The sequence below is a fragment of the Nonomuraea dietziae genome (assembly GCF_014195505.1).
Taxonomy (GTDB): domain Bacteria; phylum Actinomycetota; class Actinomycetes; order Streptosporangiales; family Streptosporangiaceae; genus Nonomuraea; species Nonomuraea roseola.
This window is the reverse complement of the sequence record NZ_JACIBV010000001.1, coordinates 5,248,924-5,267,119: the sequence shown is the minus strand read 5'-3', so window position 1 is coordinate 5,267,119 and position 18,196 is coordinate 5,248,924. Positions and strand designations below refer to the sequence as shown.

The window sequence follows — 18,196 nt, the reverse complement described above, 5'->3', positions numbered from 1 at the left end:
CTCAGCCCCGCTTGCCGTACCCCGCGTTTTGAAGGACCTCAGCCACGTTCGCGCCGGTGGGGTCCGCCTGCGGGCCCGGCCCCGTGCGCACCTCCTGGCGTGCCGAAGGGCCGGAGGAAACCCCCGGCCCTTCGGATGGAGCTCGTCAGTCGTCGGACTTCGCGCTGGGCAGCTTCTCGGAGATGAGGTTCATCACCGTGCTGTCGGCCAGCGTGGTGACGTCGCCCACGCTCCGGTTCTCCGCCACGTCACGCAGCAACCGCCGCATGATCTTCCCCGACCGCGTCTTCGGCAGCTCGGGAACGACCAGGATCTGGCGCGGCTTCGCGATGGGACCGAGCGCCTTGGCCACGTGGTTGCGCAGCTCGGTGGCGATGTCCGCGCCCTCCTCCGCGCTGCCGCGCAGGATCACGAAAGACACGATCGCCTGTCCCGTCACCGGGTCGGTGGCGCCCACGACGGCCGCCTCGGCGACCTTCGGGTGCGAGACGAGCGCCGACTCCACCTCGGTGGTCGAGATGTTGTGGCCGGAGACGAGCATGACGTCGTCGACGCGGCCGAGCAGCCACAGGTCGCCGTCCTCGTCCTTCTTGGCGCCGTCGCCGGGGAAGTACATCCCCTCGAAACGGGACCAGTAGGTGTCGATGTAGCGCTGATCGTCGCCCCAGATCGTGCGCAGCATCGACGGCCACGGGTCGCGGACCACGAGGAAGCCGCCGCCGCCGTTCGGCACGCTGTTGCCCTGGTCGTCGACGACGTCCGCGGTGATGCCCGGCAGCGGGCGCATCGCCGCGCCGGGCTTGGCCGCGGTGACGCCGGGCAGCGGGCTGATCATGATGGCGCCGGTCTCGGTCTGCCACCAGGTGTCCACGACCGGGCAGCGCTCGCCGCCGATGTGCTCGCGGTACCAGACGTACGCCTCGGGGTTGATCGGCTCGCCGACCGAGCCGAGGATGCGCAGGGACGACATGTCGAACTTCGCGGGGATGTCGTCGCCCCACTTCATGAACGTGCGGATCGCGGTGGGCGCGGTGTAGAGGATCGTGACCTTGTACTTCTGGACGATCTCCCAGAACCGGCCGCGGTGCGGGGTGTCGGGCGTGCCCTCGTAGATGACGCTGGTCGCGCCGTTGGCGAGCGGGCCGTAGACGATGTAGGAGTGCCCCGTCACCCAGCCGATGTCGGCGGTGCACCAGTAGATGTCGCTGTCGGGCTTGAGGTCGAAGACCGCGTCGTGGGTCCACGCCGTCTGCGTCAGGTAGCCGCCGCCGGTGTGCAGGATGCCCTTCGGCTTCCCCGTGGTGCCGCTGGTGTAGAGGATGTAGAGCGGGTCCTCGGCGTCGTGCGGCTGCGCCTCGTGCTGGTCGCTCTGGCGCTCGACCACGTCGTGCCACCACACGTCGCGCTCCTGGGCCGCGACCTCCTGCCCGGTCCTGCGGACGACGAGCACGTGCTCGACGCCTGGGGTCTGCGCGACTGCCTCGTCCACCGTGGGCTTGAGCGCGGAAGGCGCGCCGCGACGGTAGCCGCCGTCGGCGGTGATGACCAGCTTGGCGTCGGCGTCCTCGATGCGGCTCTGCAGCGCGGCGGCGGAGAAGCCGCCGAACACCACCGAGTGGATCGCGCCGAGGCGGGCGCAGGCCAGCATCGAGATCGGCAGCTCGGGGATCATCGGCATGTAGATCGCCACGCGGTCGCCCTTGCCGACACCCAGCTCGGTGAGCGCGTTGGCGGCCTTGTTGACCTCGCGCTGGAGGTCGGCATAGGTGAGCGTACGGCTGTCGCCCTCGGGCTCGCCCTCCCAGAAGTAGGCGACCTTGTCGCCGTTGCCCGCCTCGACGTGCCTGTCGACGCAGTTGTAGGCGATGTTGAGTCGGCCGCCGACGAACCACTTGGCGAACGGCGGGTTCCACTCAAGAGTGGTGTCCCAGCGCTTGGCCCAGGTCAGCCGGTCCGCCGCGCGCTCCCAGAACGCCAGGCGGTCCGCCTCGGCCTCGGTGTAGGCGGCGGCGGTCACGTTCGCAGCCGCGGCCAGGGCCGCCGGTGGTTCGAACCGGCGGTTCTCCTGCAACAGGTTCGACAGCGCCTGAGGCTCGGTGCCAGGGGTCTCCGGGGCCACTTCATGCTCCTTCATATGGCCAGATTGAGTCTTGCTGTCCCACTTCACCAGGCCACCAGGGCTCACCACAAGAGGTCTAGACAGGTCTGTACCAACCGTCTCCTGATGACCCGAAGTGCTGACAACTGCTATTAAACCGTTGTAATCCTGAAATCCCACAAATATGGAACGGACCAATTGGGCCCCGTCCTAAAAGAGGGCTACCGGCCGGTAAGGTCGGAACCTGTGAGTGACCCATTGGCTGTCATTGCCGGACTTCCTGGAGTGCCAGAAGCGGTCGAAGAGGCGCGTGAGGCCGTCGACCGCCTGTACCGGCATCGCGTGCTGCGCCGCCGCAGCCCCGAGGTGTCGGCCGAGGCCGCGCTGCGCGGGGCGCGCGCGTCGGCCGCGCTGGCGGGGGACGACGTGCCGCTCGACGCCCTGCGCAGGGGAGAGGTCTCCTCGCCCGTGGTCCAGGGCGCCCTTCGTGCCTCCGCCGAGCTGGGAAGACTCGGCTCCACGTGGCGGAGCACCCCCAGACAGGTGCTGGCGAGGGTGCACACGCTGGCCGCCGTGGGCCTGGCAGACGAGGCCGACATCGGACGGCCTCGCACGGGCGCCGCCGCGGCCGACCCTCTCGCGCTCGGCCCCGCTCCCAGCGCCGAGCAGACCGCCGCTCGCATGGACGCGCTGTTCGCGCTGGTCACCGGCCAGACGAAGGCGCCCGCGCTGGTGCTCGCCGCCGTCGTGCACGCCGAACTCGCCGTGCTGCGTCCCTTCGGGATCGCTGACGGCGTCGTCGCGAGGGCGGCCGAGCGTCTCACGCTCGTGGAGTACGGCCTCGACCCCAAGTCGCTGGTCCCGAGCGAGGTGGGCCACCTGGAGCTTCCGTACGCCGAGGGGCTGCGGGCATATCTGCAGGGCACAGGCGAGGGGGTCGCGGCCTGGGTACGGCAGTGTGCCTCGGCGGTGACACTCGGGGTCAGGGAGACGACCGCCATCTGCGAGGCCATGCAGCGGGCATAGCGGACGGCGTCCCACAAATGAGACGCCGTCTGCCGGCACGTCACACCGGGTTACCAAGCGTGCAACTGTATTCGTCGGACCGGGTCAAGCCCGTCTCGACGCGCCTCCCGCGGCTGGTCGCGCGTGGGTGCCCGGCTGACGTACCCGGACACGAGGTCCGTGAGACCTTTCTACGTCTGTTTCCGCCTCATGGGAACCCCTCTGTTCAAGACCTTTACCCCGCTCATGTGATCACGCTGAGTGATCTCGCGGTCAGTAGTCGTGCAACTACGCCCCAAAAAAAACTAGCGAAAATTGGAGATTACTCCTCGACGAAACTCGAGTTGATCGGGCAGCATACGGGGTATCTCCCGATACTGGAGTGACTGTGCACGGGATAGCTTTGCAACTCCCTTGCCATGCTCTGGTTAAGTGATGAAAGCTTTCTTCTGAAACGGGCCCGGCTCTACCCCCCCGGAGCCGGACCGGTCAGGCGACCCCCGCTCTCCCCCCCGGCGGGGGTCGCCGCTTTTTATCCACAGAACCTCGTTCGGTAGCTCGCGCCCGTCGGCTCCTCCCCCATGCTGTGCCTCCCATCCCGAGGAGGCAGCAATGACCCGACCTCTGGCCATCACCGACGACGGCGACCTGCTCGACGATCTGGTACGCGTCGCCGCGGCCGCAGGCTCCCAGCTCGACGTCGCCCACGCACCCGCTCTCGCACGCCCCTACTGGTCGCACGCGCCGATCGTGGTGGTCGGCGACGACCTGGCCGACGCCGTGGCCGCCTCAGGGCCGCCGGGCAGGCCGAAGGTCTTCCTGGCCACCAGGCAGGGCGGCGATCCCGACAGCTGGCGGCGATGCGTCGCCGTGGGCGCCCAGGGCGTGGTCGAACTGCCCGAGGGTGAGTTGCGGCTGGTCGAGGAGTTCGCCGACGCGCTGGAGCCGTCCCCGCGGGCAGGGGTCGTGGTCGGTGTCGTGGGCGGCAACGGAGGCGCGGGTGCCAGCCTGCTGTCGGCCTGCCTCGCGCTGTCGGCCTCGCGGCGCAAGCTCCGCACGCTGCTGGTCGACGCCGACCCCCTCGGCGGCGGCATCGACGTCCTGCTCGGGCAGGAGGAGGCCAAAGGCGCCAGATGGGCCGACTTCGTCTCGCGCGAAGGGCGGGTGAGCTCGGCGGCGCTGCAGGCCGCGCTTCCCGCCTTCGGCGAGCTGACCGTCCTCGCCTTCCACAGGGGTGAGGTGGAGGCGATCCCATCCGGAGCGATGCGCTCGGTGCTCGAGGCGGGCAGACGCGGCTTCGACCTCGTGGTCGTCGATCTGCCCCGTCACCTCGACGCCGCCGCGGCCGAGGCGCTGAGCCGCGCCTCGTCCACGCTCCTGCTGGTCACCGCCGACGTCCGCGGCGTCCTGGCCGCGGCGCAGGTGCTCGGCGAGATCCGCCGCCACACGAGCGCGGTCGGCATGGTCCTGAGGCCGGGGGTGCTGGAGGAGTCGGTCGTGGCCGCCTCGCTCGACCTGCCCTGCGCCGGTCACCTCGCCGACCAGCCGCGCCTGGCCGCCGCGCTCAACAAGGGCGACCTGACCCTCATCGACCGCCGCTCGGTGCTCGGCCACTTCTGCGCCACGCTCCTGACCGACCTCATGGCCGCATGAACGGCGTCTCCAAGGACCTGGTCGAGGCGGTCAGGGTGAGGCTGGCGCGGGCGGGCGTGGAGCCGAGCGCCGCCCAGGTCGCGGTCGCGCTCAGGGCGGAGAAATCGGTGTACGGCGACGCCGAGATCCTGGCCGTCGCCCGCGCCCTGTGCGCCGACCTCATCGGCGCGGGCCCGCTCGAACCTCTGCTGGCAGCGCCCGACGTCACCGACGTCCTGGTCAACGGGCCGCGCGAGGTGTGGATCGACGACGGGCGAGGGCTGCGCCGCACCACGGTCACCTTTCCCGACGACGGCGCGGTCCGCCGCCTGGCCCAGCGCCTCGCCGCCTCAGCGGGCCGCCGGCTCGACGACGCCTCCCCGCACGTCGACGCGCGGCTGGCCGGTGGGGTGCGCCTGCACGCCGTCCTGCCGCCCATCGCCTCGGAGGGCACGTGCGTGTCGCTGCGGCTGCCGCCCCGCCGTACGTTCACCCTCCCCGACCTGGTCGCCGCAGGCACCGTTCCTCCCGAGGCGGTCGCCGTCCTGTCCGCCGTGGTCGAGGCGAGACTGGCCTTCCTGGTCACCGGCGGCACGGGCACCGGCAAGACCACCCTGCTGAGCGCCCTGCTCTCCCTGTCCGACCAGGGGGAACGCCTCCTCCTCGTCGAAGACTCCGCCGAGCTGCGCCCGCTCCACCCCCACGTGGTCCGGCTGGAGACCCGCCCCGCCAACCTGGAGGGAGCCGGTGGTGTCGGCCTCCGCGACCTCGTACGGCAGGCGCTGCGCATGCGGCCCGACCGGCTGGTGGTGGGAGAGGTCCGAGGCGCGGAGGTCGTCGACCTCCTGGCCGCCCTGAACACGGGGCACGAGGGCGGCTGCGGCACCCTCCACGCCAATACCGCGGCCGACGTGCCTCCCCGGCTCGAGGCGCTGGCGTGCGCGGCGGGCCTCAGCCGTGAGGCCGTCCACAGCCAGCTGGCCGCGGCGCTCGACGTGGTGGTCCATCTGTCGCGGCGGCGCTCCGACGGCAGGCGGCTGGTCTCGGAGGTGTGCCTGCTGTCACGGAGCGCTTCGGGGTTCGTGGAGGCGGAGTCGGCGCTGACATTCGACCCGGACGGCCGGGCGCGGCGAGGCCCCGGCTACACGGCCCTCCTCGCCCGCACCTCCCTGTCGCCGGAGCGGTGACGTGCAGGCCGCCTGAGGATGCCCCCCCGCTGCGTCCGGCCACGGCTTCCGACGAGATCGGGCGGCGTTCCTCGATCTCGTCCAGGGCTTCGCCTCGCTGATTTCGCCGCTCGGCCACCGGGGCCGGCGGGCTGGCTGGGCTTGCTGGGGCGGCTGTCCGGCAGGGCTGCCCGAGCTGGTTGAGGCGCGTTGCTCGGCTGGTTTGGCGGGCTGCCTGGGCTGGTTGAGGCGCGCTGTCGGGCTGGTGCGGCGGGCCGTCCTAGTTCTCAGTCCCTCCCGCGCCCGCCAAGACCCTTGTCGAAGATTGGAAGCAAGTCGTTGACCGTTATCGCCGCACTGTGCGCCGCGCTCGCCCTCTGGCTGTGGACCGGGCCCACTCACGCGGACCTCCGCCTCGATCGCCTGTTCGGCGCTCCGACGCCACGCCGGTGGCCTTCCCTGTGGGAGAGCGTCAGACGCCCCTCCGCCGCACGCAGGGCGGAGGCGTGGCGCGTGGCCTCGATCGAGCTGTGCCAGGCGCTCTCCGCCGAGCTGGCGGCCGGCCGTACGGCGGGGGAGGCGCTCACCCGCGCCCTCGCCGCGGTCGAGCTGCCCGACCCTGTACGGCCCCTGGCGGCCGCGGCCCGAGACGGTGGCGATGTGGCCGCTGCCCTCCGTGAGGTGGCGCCCGCCGAGGGCGGCGAGGGGTTACTGCGGCTGGCGGCGTGCTGGGAGGTCAGCGTGTCGGTCGGCGCGGGACTGTCCGGCCTGGTCGACAGGGTCGGCGTCGCGCTGCGTGCCGCACAGGCGCACAGAGGTGAGGTGTCGGCCCAGCTCGCGGGGCCCAGAGCCACGGCCAGGATGCTCGCGGCGCTTCCTGCCCTCGGCCTTCTCATGGCAGCGGGGCTGGGGATGAATCCCGTCGGATTCCTGTTCGGCAGCGTGCCGGGGCTGGCCTGCCTGGTCGTCGGCGTGGCTCTCGACGCCTGTGGGCTGTGGTGGACCCATCGGATGTCGTCCAGGGCGGAGGCCGCATGATCATGACGTTGGCCGCCGTCGCCTGCGCCTTCATGGCGACCTGGCTGTGGTTCCCCTCGGGTGGGCCCGCTGAACGACTCGCCGCCCTGCGTCCACCTGGAGGACCGCCGCGGGCGCCTTCCGCCGGTGCGGAGGAGTGGTTTCCTCCGCGTGCCGTCCACGGGGCTCGTCTCGACCGGCGGGCGCTTCTGCCTGGCCTGTGCGCGGCGCTCGTCATGTTCGTGCTGGTGGGCGGCGTCGCCGGCATGGTGGCGGGGCCCGTGTTCGGGGTGGTGGTCACCGTACTCGTCCACAGGAAGGCCGTCGGGCCCCACCTGCGCCGCGACCGTGAGCGCATCGCCGCCGACCTGCCCTTCGCCACGGACCTCATGGTCGCCTGCCTCCAGGCGGGGCAACCCGTCAGCGCGGCGACCGAGATCGCCGCCGTCGCGATCGGCGGACCCCTCGGACAGCGCCTCACCTGGGTCAGCGGCCAGCTCCGCCTGGGGGCCGACCCCGAGCCGGTGTGGATGGTGCTGGCGCGAGAGCCGTCCATGGGGGCGCTGGCGCGGGCCATGTCGCGTGCCGCGCAGAGCGGTGCTCCTGTCGCGGACGTGCTCACCCGCCTCGCCGACGACGCCCGCCAGGCGTCCAGGATGGCGTCGCTGGCAGCGGCCCGCCGGGTGGGCGTCCAGGCCGTGGCACCGCTGGGCCTGTGCTTCCTGCCGGCGTTCGTGCTGCTGGGAATCATCCCTGTGGTGGCAGGCCTGGCCAGCGGCGTCCTGCTCCCTTAGAGGCCGACGCATCCTCGGGAGAGGGACATCGGCCGTTACCCGGCCCCTCGGGTATGAGCGCGGCCGGCCTGCCGAGCTTCGCCATCTCCTCCCTCCCACGCACAGGGCCTGGCTATGCGTACAGCGTTCCTCGGAGGCTCCCAGGCGCCTCAGAGGTGGTACGGCGCGTCCCGTGCGGGGCGGTGCGGCGTTTCTCGGGGGTTGGTCGCGCCTCCTGTAGGGCGGTGCGGCGTGCCTCGGGGGTTGGTCGCGCCTCCTGTAGGGCGGTGCGGCGTGCCTCGGGGGTTGGCCGCGCCTCGTGTAGGGCGGTACGGCGTTCCTCGCGGGGTGGCCGCGCCTCGTACGAGGCGGTACGGCGTGCCTCGGGGGTTCGCCGCGTCCCATGCAGCGCGATATGACGTGCTCGGAGGCCGGCCGCGTCCTGTGCTGGGGGTACGACGGGCATTGGAGGCTGGCCGCGCCGCGCCTCGTGTGGGGCGGTGCGGCGTGCCATGGAAGCTCGCCGCGCCCCATGCACGGCGATATGGCGTGTCCCGGAGGCTCGCCGTGCCTCGTGTAGGGCGGTACGGCGTGCCACGGAGGCTCGCCGCGCCCTGATGTAGTCATCCACAGCCAGTTATCCACAGCCCAGCCGACCCCGTCTCCTTCGTCCACAGAACCCCGCTCGGACCCGCCCCCACCCCACCCCCTCCGAGAACCTGAACCCCCACCCCGGACACCGTCCGGTCCCACCCTCGGAGGCACTGATGCGCAAGCCGTTCCTCATCACGCCCGTCGTCCGGCTCCGGCGTGCCGTGGCGGCCTGGTGGACCAGCCGCACCGCAGCGGCTGCCCGCCTGGGCCTCGACCGCGGCATGTCCACCGCCGAGTACGCCGTGGGCACCATCGCCGCGTGCGGGTTCGCCGCGCTGCTCTTCAAGGTCGTCACGAGTTCCGAAGTTCAGGAAATGCTCACCACGTTGGTCAACCGCGCTTTGAACACCGCAGGCTGAACCTCCTTCGACACATCCGGTTCCTTGCACTCGTCGCGCGGTCTCGCGGGCTGGCAGCCGTACATCCCGGCGCTCGAGCCCTCGTACCTCCAGCCCCGAGTCCGTCGCCCGCCCGCGCCTCCGTACGGCCCAGCCCCGAAATCGCTGTACGGCCGAGCCCTGGAGATCGCTGTACGGGCTCGACCTCAGACCGCCGCGCACGAAGCCCCGGATCGCCGTTCGGACCCCGAGATCCCGTGCTCCCCCGAGGCCCTCGCAGCCCGCTCGCAGCACCCGTGGTGCCCAACCCCAAGCCCAAGTTGCTCCCAGGCAGCGATACACCCGACCCCAAAACACAGCCGACCGCATTTACAGCTCTGCTACTCCGAGACCCCATCCACAGCTGCAGCCCGCATCCACAGCGGAATCCCGATCTCACAGCCCGACTCCGCGGCGCACAGACGACTTGCACCACAACAGCCCTCAAATCCACCGCTGCAGCCAATCCACAGCCCGGCCTCCGAGCCCCAAGTCCCATTCCCGAGACCCACAGCCGACTCGGAGACCCCACCGCACCCAGATCCATAGCTGAACCCCGGGTTCACAGCTCGGTCTCCGAGCCCACAGCCCGGCTCGGAGACCTCTGCTTGTGCGCAGCCCTGAGACGACGCGTCCCCTATGACGAAACGGCATGATCACATGTCACTTCCGCGGCAAGCCTCAAAGCCACGCTCGCCTGCGCGCCGCCCACGCCCCAAGGGGACGCGGGCTTCGAGAGGCTCGGTCACGGCAGAGACCGCCGCCGTGCTGCCCGCCCTCATGGTCGTACTCGCTGCGGCTCTGTGGGCGGTCACGGTGGTCAACGCCCATCTGCGGTGTGTGGACGCCGCACGCGCAGGTGCGCGGGCCGCAGCCCGAGGCGAACCCATCGCCAAGGTCCAAGAGCTCACGAGAACGGTTGCCCCACCAGGCGCCCAAGTGGAGATCAGGCGAGGAGCAGACATGACCCGCGTCCAAGTGACCACTCACATCAAGCCCTCATGGGCCTCCGCCCTACCGCCCATTGAAGTCAAAGCCGCAGCCAGCTCCGCAACCGAACCCGGCGCCCTCGCGCCCCCTGGCGCCTCCTCGCCCCTCGACCTCGATACAGCCCAACCCGCGGCGCCCCACAGCCACTAGCGCCGTCCCCCACTGCCATGCCGGCGTTTCGACCCCACAAGACAGGGCGCCATGCACACGGCGAGACACGACGCCACGCACGCGGCGAGACGGAGTGCTGTGCACGCCGCGAGACGCGAAGCCATGCACGCCGCGAGACAGGGCGTCATGCACCCACAAGATGCGACGCCACGCATCCCACGCGAAAGTTGGACATCGATGAACCAGAAGGCCCACCCTCAGCAGGGCCCCATGGCAGCGGACAGAGGTTCGGCCACGCTCTGGTGCGTGGCACTCTCGGGCTTGCTGCTCGCGATCGCGACGACCTTCGCGATCGTCGGAGCGGCACGGGTCGCGCATCACCGTGCGCAGAGTGCCGCGGACCTCAGTGTCCTCGTCGCCGCCCGATGGGCCCTCGCCGCTCCAACGGAGGCGTGCGCACGGGCATCCCGTCTGGCGGCTGAGAACGGTGCCCAACTCGTCCGCTGCACCCTCACCGATGCCGTGGCTGACCTCACGGTCTCTGTCGGCCTCTCACTCCCCGCCCTGGGGGATCGAGTGGTTCTCGCCCGCGCCCGAGCCGGACCGGCCAACGGCAACCCAGATGTTCCGCGAGAGCCAGCGCCGTAGTGAGTCCTCTCGGAATCGTGGCGTTCGACGGGTTGCCGAGAGCGAAAGTCTTGCTGAGCTTCACCCATCCGACGTAGAAGCTCGGTCACTTATGTCGGAAGGAGAAGCTGGGCCACTGACATGGCGCGGCCACTCATATCGGGTGGAGAGGCTCAGGCACTCGCATCAGGTGGGGGTGCTTGGCCACTGATATGGCTTAGGCACTCGTATGGGGTGGAGGTGCTTGGCCGCTGACTTGGCTCTGGCTCTCGCATGGGATGGAGAAGCTCGGCCGCGGATATGGCTCGGCCGCTCATGTCGGATGGAAAGGCTCGGTCACTCACATCGGGGAGAGGCTCGTCATTTCGGGGAGAGCTCCCCATTCGCGTGGGGTGGAGAAGTTCGGCTGGCTGTCGTTTACAGGAAGAACAGGTAGGCCGCGGCATCGCGCGCCAGGAGGAAGCCGACGATCCCCAGCGCCCAGCTCACAGCCGATGCCGAGTGCTTGCTCATCCACGCTCGCAGCCGTTCCAGCTTCGGCTCCAGCCAGCCTCTGGCGACGGTTCGCAGGCCGAGCAGTACGAGGGGAGGCATGATCATGATGGCGACATAGGCCGCGAGCAGAGGGAGCCACTGCGCCGTGGACAGGTTCGACGTGGTCATGATGCCGATCGCGGCGAGATAGGGAACCATCGTCGCCACCTCGAGCAGCCCGGCGGTCAGCCCCAGCAGCACCATCACTCGCGGACCGCCCAGGCGAGGCTCGAAACGTCGCTCGGGCTTGCCGAGCTTCTGTCTCCGCTTGGGGTCGAAGCGGAAGCTCAGGGCGAACAACCCCACGCCGAGCGCGAGTTGGACCCAGTAGGCGGTACGGCTCTGCAGGAGCTCACCGAAGTTCTCCATCAGCGTGGACAACCCCAGCATGAGCGCGACACCGACGAGGAAATAGAAGATCGCCACGGTCGCGAGATAGATGAGGAACCGGGACACCTGCGACCGCTCGGAGGAGAGCAGGAGGTAGATGGGGATTCCGAGGGTGCCGAAGCTCGTGCTGTCGACCACCGCGAGGGCGGCGAGGGTGAGCAACAAGCCGATAGTCATGATTCAAGCCTGCTGGCGGGGAACAGACGCTGCCTCCTTCCGGGGGCCCAACCCGGCGTACATCTTTGTGCGCACCTGGGCGAGCCCAGCGGATCTCAGCGGCCGGGACGGCGCCGCCGCGCGGTTGTCGTGAGGTGGGTGGAAATGAGGTGCGGTGGGTCTGACGGGTGAGCAGGATGGCGGCGTGAATGGGGAGTTGCCGCCTCAGTCCGTGCTCGACGCCTTCGGCGTCGCAGGTACACCCGTCCCGCTTCCCGGTGGGGAGGGACGGAGCGTTCGGGTGGGCGGGGCTGTGTTCAAGCCTGTGGACGACCCTGAGGAAGCCGAATGGTGCGCGAGCGTCATGGCCGGGTTTCAAGGGGACGGGGTGCGGGTGCCGCGCCCGCTGCGGTCCGAGCTGGGTGGCTTTGTGGTGGACGGCTGGGCGGCCGCCGAGTTCGTTGAGGGAAAGCCTGGCCCTGGCGGGCGGTGGCCGGAGTTGTTCGCGGCTTCCAAGGGCTTTCATGAGGCCCTCGGCGGGGTCGAGAGACCAGGGTTCCTCAAGCGGCGTACGCATCCGTGGGCGGTGGCCGACCGGGTGGCGTGGGGTGCGGCGACGGTGGTCGAGCCGATGCCCGGACTGCGTGGGTTGTTGGACAGGTTGATCGCGCTGAGACGTCCGCTGCACGCACGATCTCAGGTGATCCACGGGGATCTTGCGGGCAACGTGCTGTTCGCGGATGGCGTCGATCCTGTGGTGATCGATTTCTCGCCCTACTGGCGGCCCCCGGCGTACGGCGAGGCGGTCGCGGTGGTGGACGGGCTGCTGTGGTGGGAGGCGGGGCGGGAGGTCGTCGAGCTGGCCGGCCGAGGAGACGACTTCGCCCAGCTGCTCGTGCGTGCGCTCATCTTCAGGTCGGCCACGTTGGACGAGCTCTGCCGGCGGGAGGGGCGGGAGATTCCCCCGGCGGAGGCGGAACGGTTCGCCGCGGTGGCCGACCTGATCGCCCGGTTGTGAGCCCGTTGCCACACCACCCGACGGCTGGAGGCGTTGAGGCGCCAAGGGGGTGGGTGTCGAGACGGGCGGCTCAGGAGGGAGCTGTACGACGGGTTCGGCGCCCCGCCGCCGGCGTCGCGCTGACGATCGACGAGGCTCGTTCGGGGCTGGGGGAAGGGGCGCCGGCGGTCGATCGGTATGAACTTCCGGCGCTGTTCGATGGTCGCCAGCGCGAGGGATGGTGTGGCGCTCATGGGGCTTGTGAGGCTAGGTCGCAATCGAGTCACGACTTCTTGGACTGCGTGTCCAAGAGTAGGAAATCTCACATAAGGTCGCGCTTACTTCGGTCCATGCCGTCTGGTGTGGAGGTCTGGGATACTGCGGACCTTTGTCGCTAGGCTGCACGACACCGTCGAGGTTGACGGGTCGGATTCGAGGAACTGGCACTTCCGGTCGCCGTGCGGTCGCTCGTCGGGGGCGAGGGGTCGGGCGGTGCGAGGCTCTCGATGAAGGGGAAGCGTCGTGACGGCAGTTCGCAGGCTGATGGCCGCAGGCGTGGTGATGCCGATCGTGATCGGGGTCGCGGTGTTCGGCGTGGCGACCCCGGCGCATGCGCGAGCGGATATCGACATGCCAGCGCGGGTGACCACCAACGCGCCGGTCACGATCCAGGGCACGGTCGACTTCGCGTTCGACGCCATTCTCTACGTCGACGGCGCCGAGGTCGCGAAGGGCAACCAGCGCGTCACCTACACGTGGAACCCCGCCGAGCACGCCAACGGCAGCTACCAGGTACGGCTGGTCCAGAAGGGCAAGCTGCTCGGCTCGAAGTGGGACGAGAGCACCTCGACGCTGCGCCAGGCCATCCCCGCGGAGCCGCCTTCCGGCGTGTCGGCCGCGCTGCAGGGCGGCGACAAGATCGTGGTGACGTGGAGCAAGGGCTCAGAGCCCGATCTCCAGTCGTACGAGATCTCGACCAGCCAGTCGGGTTCGGTCGGTCAGGTGTCGGCGGGTAGCGCCTGCTCGGGTGGCTCCTGCAAGGCGACGCTCGCTGTACCGGCCAAGGCGGCGGGGCAGCAGGTCGGCTTCACGGTCAAGGCGTTCAGGAGCGACGGCGAGGGCGGGATGCTCGGCTCGGGCAACTCGGACGTCGCCTACGTGAAGGTCCCCGCCCCGCCTCCTGCGGCCACGCAGCCCAAGGCGGCGCAGAGCAAGCAGCCGCAGGGACAGACCGCCGCCACCCAGAAGAAGGTGGAGCCGCTGCCGTCGATCCCGCCGAAGAAGAGGGTCACCCCGACGGTCAAGCCGCCGCAGTCCGCGCCGAAGAGCGTGGGCAAGCTCCCTGCGCTCCCCGAGTCGGCGACGGACGACAACGGCGAGTACCGCCTGCCCAAGGCCAAGCCAGGCACGGACACAGGGACGGAGTCGGAGACGAAGAAGTCCGACGACGAGGCGCTCGTTCCCTCGGGCGATTCCGGCAACGACACGAAGGACGACACGGCCGAGGCCGTCGACACCAGCGTCAAGGCGCAGTCGTCGGAGTCGCCGATCGGCGACATCGGGCAGTACGGCATCTACGTCGCGGGCGGACTCCTCCTGCTGCTGCTGGCGGCGCACGGCGGGGCATGGGCCCGTCGGCGCGCGCTCGCCACAGCGGGCGGTACGGCAGGGCCCTCCACGCCCTCTCCGCAGGAAGCGCCGCAGCCTCGCGACAGCATCCCGCCCACGGCCGCCGCGCCTCGCCGTCCCGCCGTCGTGCTGGCCGTCGCGAAGACGCGCAAACCCCAGCCCCAGCCCCAGCCCCCGTCTCAGCCGCACGTCCCCGAGCAGGCCGCCCCTGAGGCAGCGGGTGTGCGCCTGCCGATGTACATGAGCGCGCAGGAGGTCGCCGAGGCCCCCGTACGGCCGGAGCCGATCAGGCTCGCGCTGCCCAGCTCGGCCGTGACCACGGTGGCGCCCGATCCCGGTCCCGCCCCCGTACGGCCCCCGGCGGTCAGGATCGAGGACCGCTGGGACGACTACCTGCCACCCGCGCCACGCTCCATGGAGGACAGCGGGTTCTGGGAGCGTCCGCAGCCGGGCGCGGGCGACTTCTGGGCCTCCGACGATGACGACGCCGCCTACGTGGGACGGCGGCACCTGGGCGGCGAGAGCTGACGCTCTCCCCTCCAGCGGCCCAGGGGCAGGGCGCGCCCACCTCTCGGGGCTCGGCGAGCGGTCTCCTCCGGCGAGCCCGACGGGCCAGATGGGACGGCGCCGCCCGGCACAGCGAGAGCCAGCCTCCGCCGGGCAGCCCGCAGGAAGGCCGGGCAGCCCGCAGGAAGGCCGGTCAGCCCGCCGGAACGCCGGCCGGAACGCCTGAACGCCGGCCGGAACGCCTGAACGCCGGCCTGAACGCCGGCCGGAACGCCGGGAAGGCGGAAGTGGGAGTGCTTGGCCTCCAAGAGCGTGAAACCCGAAGGGTCGGAACCTCTGCAGAAGAGCGGGACCTCGAGAACGTTGGCTCCGGAGGAGCAGGGATGCCATGGGATCTCGGAGGGGCTGGGATTCCCGAGGGGTCTGGGGGTGCCGGAACCGCTGAGGAGCGGGACGCTGAAACTGGGGCGCTCTGGAGGGTGGTGAGCCCCGGCGAGGTGGAGTTCCGGAGGAGCGGGGATGCCATGGGATCTGGGATTGCCGAGGGCTCTGGGGGTGCTGGAAACCGTTGAGGAGCGGGACGCTGAAACTGGGGCGTTCTGGAGGGTGGTGAGCCCCGGTGAGGTGGAGCTCCGGAGGAGCGGAGATGCAGGGGACCATCAGAGGGGCCGGGCCCCCGAGGACGTTGGCTCCGGAGGAGCGTGGGTCCCAGGCGATCTCGGAGGATCGGGGCCTGTCACAGGCTCAGGGCCTTGGGGCCGGCACCCCTGAGGAGCGGGACTCCGGAACTCAAGCGCCCCGGAAGGCCGTAAGCATCGAGGGCGTGGAGCTCGGGAGGAACGGGGAAGCCACGAAACCCCGGTGGGCCGGGGTCTCGCGGGCCGGGGGCGGAGGGGCGCGGTTCTAGGCGACGCGTACCGGGGCGAGGAGGGTGTCGAGGAGGCGGATGGCGCCTGCCTTGTCGAGGGGCTCGTTGCCGTTGCCGCACTTGGGTGACTGGATGCACGAAGGGCAGCCGCGCTCGCACTCGCACGACGCGATGGCCTCCCTGGTGGCGGTGAGCCAGTCCGTGGCGCGTGCGTAGCCGCGCTCGGCGAACCCCGCCCCGCCCTCGTGCCCGTCGTAGACGAAGACCGTCAGCAGACCCGTGTCGGCGTGGAGCTCGGTGGAGACGCCGCCGATGTCCCAGCGGTCGCAGGTGGCGAACAGGGGGAGCAGGCCGATGGAGGCGTGCTCGGCGGCGTGCGCGGCCCCGCCGAGGTCGATGCCGTCCTCGGCCAGGGCGGCCACCTCCGAGGCCGGCAGCGTCCACCAGACCGCGCGGGTGCGCAGTGTGCGCGGGGGCAGGTCGAGGGGCTCGTCGCCGAGCATCTCCCCGGTCTGGACGCGGCGCTTGAGGTAGGAGACGACCTGGCGCGTGACCTCGACCTCGCCGAAGGTGAGGCAGGCCGTACCGAGTTGGTGGGAACGGATCGAGGACAGCACGGAGATCTCCGTGACATCCCTGGCGAAGGTGCTGTAGTCGGGCTCGGAGGCGGAGACGAGAGCGACGCCCGCCTCCAGGTCGAGCAGCTCGACGAGGAAGGTCTCGCCCTGGTGCAGGTAGACGGCGCCGGTGTGGACGGTGGTGTGGGCGGACGGCTCGTCGACCGTGCCGAGCAGGCGTCCCGTGGCCGACTCGACGACCTGGACGGGCGCGCCTCCCGAGCCGCGGATGTCGGCCAGGTCGGTGGCGCGCTCGCGGCGGGTCCAGAAGTAGCCGGTCGGACGGCGGCGCAGCATGCCCTGCTCGACGAGGTCGTCGGCGAGCGCATGGGCGGTGGGGCCGAACAGGGGCAGGTCGTCGTCGGCGAGCGGGATCTCGGCGGCGGCCGCGCAGAGGTGCGGGCCCAGGACGTAGGGGTTGTCGGGGTCGAGCACGATCGCCTCCACCGGACGCCCGAACAGCGCCTCCGGATGGTGGACGAGGTAGGTGTCGAGGGGGTCGTCGCGGGCGACGAGGACGGCGAGGGCGTCCTTGCCCGAACGGCCCGCCCTGCCCGCCTGCTGCCACAGGGAGGCCCTGGTGCCCGGCCATCCGGCGATGAGGACGGCGTCGAGGCCGGAGACGTCGACGCCGAGTTCCAGGGCGTTGGTGGTGGCCAGGCCGAGCAGTTCGCCGCTGCGCAGCGACCTCTCCAGGCCCCTGCGGTCCTCGGAGAGGTATCCGGCCCGGTAGGCGGCCACCCTGCTCGGGAGGTCGGCCAGGGCGACGGACCCGCTCGGACCTCTTGGAAGATCGACAGCCTCGAGGTCATCCGGTGATTCCAGCGAGGGCGGGCGGGTGGTCAGCGTCTCGGAGGCGCCGAGGGGTTCCTGGGCGGCGGGCGCCTCCGGGTGGGGCGAGGGGAGGGTCTCCGAAGGCGACATCGGGTTCGACCGGGGGTCGAGGTGAGGGAAGTGGCGGGGCAGGCCGAAGGCGACGTCCTCCAGCTTGGCCCGCGCCGTCAGCGCCACCGTCTCCGCGCCCCGCCTGGACCGGACGAACGCCAGCGTGCGCACCTCCGCCAGTACCAGGTCAGCCAGCAGATCCGCCGTCTCAGCGGTGGCCGTGCGCCGCACAGGAGCCCCGCCCTCGCCCCGCAGATCCGTGAGGGGAGGCTCCCAAAGCGCGAAGGTGGTAGAACCCTTGGGAGAGGCGTCCGAGGTCACCTCGTCCATCTCAAGCCCGGTCAGCCGCGTGCCGAACGCCGCGGGCTCGCTGGCCGTGGCCGAGGCGAGGACGAAGACCGGCGCCGCGCCGTACCGCGAGCAGACCCTGCGCAGCCGCCGCAGGATCTGGGCGACGTGGGAGCCGAAGACTCCGCGGTAGCCGTGGCACTCGTCCACGACCACGATCCGCAGCCGCCTGAAGAACGACGACCAGCGCGCGTGCTGGGGGAGCAGGGCGCGATGCAGCATGTCGGGGTTGGTCAGGACGTAGTTGGCCTGCTGCCGCACCCAGGCGCGCTCCTCGAAGGGCGTGTCGCCGTCGAAGGTGGCCGCCCGCACCTGGGTGATGCGCAGCTCACGCAGTCCGCGCAGCTGGTCGGCGGCCAGCGCCTTGGTCGGCGTGAGATAGAGGACGGTGCCCCCCTCGAGGGCGGAGGTGACGGCGGGAACGAGGTAGGCGAGCGACTTCCCCGACGCCGTGCCTGTGGAAATGATCACGTTTCGGCCACGTCTGGCCAGGTCTGCCGCTTCGTATTGGTGCGACCACAGTCCGGAGATTCCTCGGTTCGCCAAGCGCGTAATCAGAAGCTCGCTGACCCAGTCCGGCCATCGCACCTGACCCGCCTGACGTGCGGGAACATGCTCCACGTGGGTCACGCGCTCGTGGCGTGCGGGAACGCCGAGCAGGTGCTGGAGGAGTGGACCGACTCGGTGCGGGGAGGAAGCGGAGGAACTCACTGGTTTCCAGTCTGACATCCATGGGCAAAGTGGCCGGGAATCGTGATTTCGTATAGACACAAGCAGCGACCGTGGTTGAATGCCGCGCGTCGGGGTCGGGCAGT

At 70.7% G+C, this 18,196-nt stretch carries 13 protein-coding genes; 10 read left to right on the top strand and 3 right to left on the bottom strand.

The features are described from left to right. Nucleotides 1-145 precede the first annotated feature (145 nt). Nucleotides 146-2,134 carry an acetate--CoA ligase gene (gene acs, locus FHR33_RS25045; protein ID WP_183652314.1) on the bottom strand — a complete coding sequence of 663 codons (1,989 nt, stop codon included), beginning with the start codon at nt 2,132-2,134 and terminating at the stop codon, nt 146-148. 210 nt (nt 2,135-2,344) lie between these two features. Between acs and FHR33_RS25040 the strand changes: the two genes are divergently transcribed. The 8 genes from FHR33_RS25040 (at nt 2,345) to FHR33_RS53370 (ending at nt 10,471) form a co-directional block, all read left to right on the top strand. After that, nucleotides 2,345-3,124, top strand: a complete 780-nt coding sequence (locus FHR33_RS25040) for a Fic family protein (protein ID WP_183652311.1) — start codon at nt 2,345-2,347, stop codon at nt 3,122-3,124. Between the two features lie 591 nt (nt 3,125-3,715). After that, nucleotides 3,716-4,756 (top strand): septum site-determining protein Ssd, encoded by a 1,041-nt coding sequence (ssd, locus tag FHR33_RS25035; RefSeq protein ID WP_183652308.1) that lies wholly within the window; start codon nt 3,716-3,718, stop codon nt 4,754-4,756. Then, nucleotides 4,753-5,922 (top strand): TadA family conjugal transfer-associated ATPase, encoded by a 1,170-nt coding sequence (locus FHR33_RS25030; RefSeq protein WP_183652305.1) that lies wholly within the window; start codon nt 4,753-4,755, stop codon nt 5,920-5,922. Before ssd ends, FHR33_RS25030 begins: the two co-directional genes overlap by 4 nt. Nucleotides 5,923-6,240: 318 nt before the next feature. After that, nucleotides 6,241-6,939, top strand: a complete 699-nt coding sequence (locus tag FHR33_RS25025; RefSeq protein ID WP_183652302.1) for a type II secretion system F family protein — start codon at nt 6,241-6,243, stop codon at nt 6,937-6,939. After that, entirely contained in the window at nt 6,936-7,712 is a 777-nt protein-coding gene (locus FHR33_RS25020; protein ID WP_246452070.1) for a type II secretion system F family protein, read from the top strand. Before FHR33_RS25025 ends, FHR33_RS25020 begins: the two co-directional genes overlap by 4 nt. 746 nt (nt 7,713-8,458) lie before the next feature. Then, complete coding sequence (locus FHR33_RS51890; RefSeq protein ID WP_183652299.1) at nt 8,459-8,704, top strand: DUF4244 domain-containing protein; 246 nt, start codon at nt 8,459-8,461, stop codon at nt 8,702-8,704. A gap of 657 nt (nt 8,705-9,361) precedes the next feature. After that, nucleotides 9,362-9,862 carry a TadE family type IV pilus minor pilin gene (locus FHR33_RS25010; protein WP_312895713.1) on the top strand — a complete coding sequence of 167 codons (501 nt, stop codon included), beginning with the start codon at nt 9,362-9,364 and terminating at the stop codon, nt 9,860-9,862. 51 nt (nt 9,863-9,913) lie between these two features. After that, nucleotides 9,914-10,471, top strand: coding sequence for an Rv3654c family TadE-like protein (locus FHR33_RS53370; RefSeq protein ID WP_376773218.1), 558 nt, complete (start codon nt 9,914-9,916; stop codon nt 10,469-10,471). A 396-nt stretch (nt 10,472-10,867) separates the two neighbouring features. Here FHR33_RS53370 and FHR33_RS25000 read toward each other — a convergent pair whose 3' ends face one another. Beyond that, nucleotides 10,868-11,551: a GAP family protein gene (locus tag FHR33_RS25000; protein ID WP_183652290.1), complete on the bottom strand. Its 684-nt coding sequence runs from the start codon at nt 11,549-11,551 to the stop codon at nt 10,868-10,870. A 211-nt stretch (nt 11,552-11,762) separates the two neighbouring features. Here FHR33_RS25000 and FHR33_RS24995 point away from each other — a divergent pair, with 211 nt between their 5' ends. Further along, nucleotides 11,763-12,548, top strand: coding sequence for a TIGR02569 family protein (locus FHR33_RS24995; RefSeq protein WP_221241232.1), 786 nt, complete (start codon nt 11,763-11,765; stop codon nt 12,546-12,548). Nucleotides 12,549-13,049: 501 nt separating this feature from the next. Further along, nucleotides 13,050-14,684 (top strand): hypothetical protein, encoded by a 1,635-nt coding sequence (locus FHR33_RS24990; RefSeq protein WP_183652286.1) that lies wholly within the window; start codon nt 13,050-13,052, stop codon nt 14,682-14,684. 882 nt (nt 14,685-15,566) lie between these two features. Here the strand turns inward: FHR33_RS24990 and FHR33_RS24985 are convergent. Beyond that, nucleotides 15,567-18,110 carry a DEAD/DEAH box helicase gene (locus FHR33_RS24985; RefSeq protein ID WP_246452069.1) on the bottom strand — a complete coding sequence of 848 codons (2,544 nt, stop codon included), beginning with the start codon at nt 18,108-18,110 and terminating at the stop codon, nt 15,567-15,569. Between the last annotated feature and the right edge of the window lie 86 nt (nt 18,111-18,196).

What these genes read in the sequence shown, in the direction of transcription:
- FHR33_RS25010 (WP_312895713.1), top strand. Translation starts at nt 9,362, where the DNA reads ATGACGAAACGGCATGATCACATGTCACTTCCGCGGCAAGCCTCAAAG.
- acs (WP_183652314.1), bottom strand. Translation starts at nt 2,134, where the DNA reads ATGAAGGAGCATGAAGTGGCCCCGGAGACCCCTGGCACCGAGCCTCAG.
- ssd (WP_183652308.1), top strand. Translation starts at nt 3,716, where the DNA reads ATGACCCGACCTCTGGCCATCACCGACGACGGCGACCTGCTCGACGAT.
- FHR33_RS25020 (WP_246452070.1), top strand. Translation starts at nt 6,936, where the DNA reads ATGATCATGACGTTGGCCGCCGTCGCCTGCGCCTTCATGGCGACCTGG.
- FHR33_RS25000 (WP_183652290.1), bottom strand. Translation starts at nt 11,551, where the DNA reads ATGACTATCGGCTTGTTGCTCACCCTCGCCGCCCTCGCGGTGGTCGAC.
- FHR33_RS51890 (WP_183652299.1), top strand. Translation starts at nt 8,459, where the DNA reads ATGCGCAAGCCGTTCCTCATCACGCCCGTCGTCCGGCTCCGGCGTGCC.
- FHR33_RS53370 (WP_376773218.1), top strand. Translation starts at nt 9,914, where the DNA reads ATGCACACGGCGAGACACGACGCCACGCACGCGGCGAGACGGAGTGCT.
- FHR33_RS24985 (WP_246452069.1), bottom strand. Translation starts at nt 18,110, where the DNA reads ATGTCAGACTGGAAACCAGTGAGTTCCTCCGCTTCCTCCCCGCACCGA.
- FHR33_RS25030 (WP_183652305.1), top strand. Translation starts at nt 4,753, where the DNA reads ATGAACGGCGTCTCCAAGGACCTGGTCGAGGCGGTCAGGGTGAGGCTG.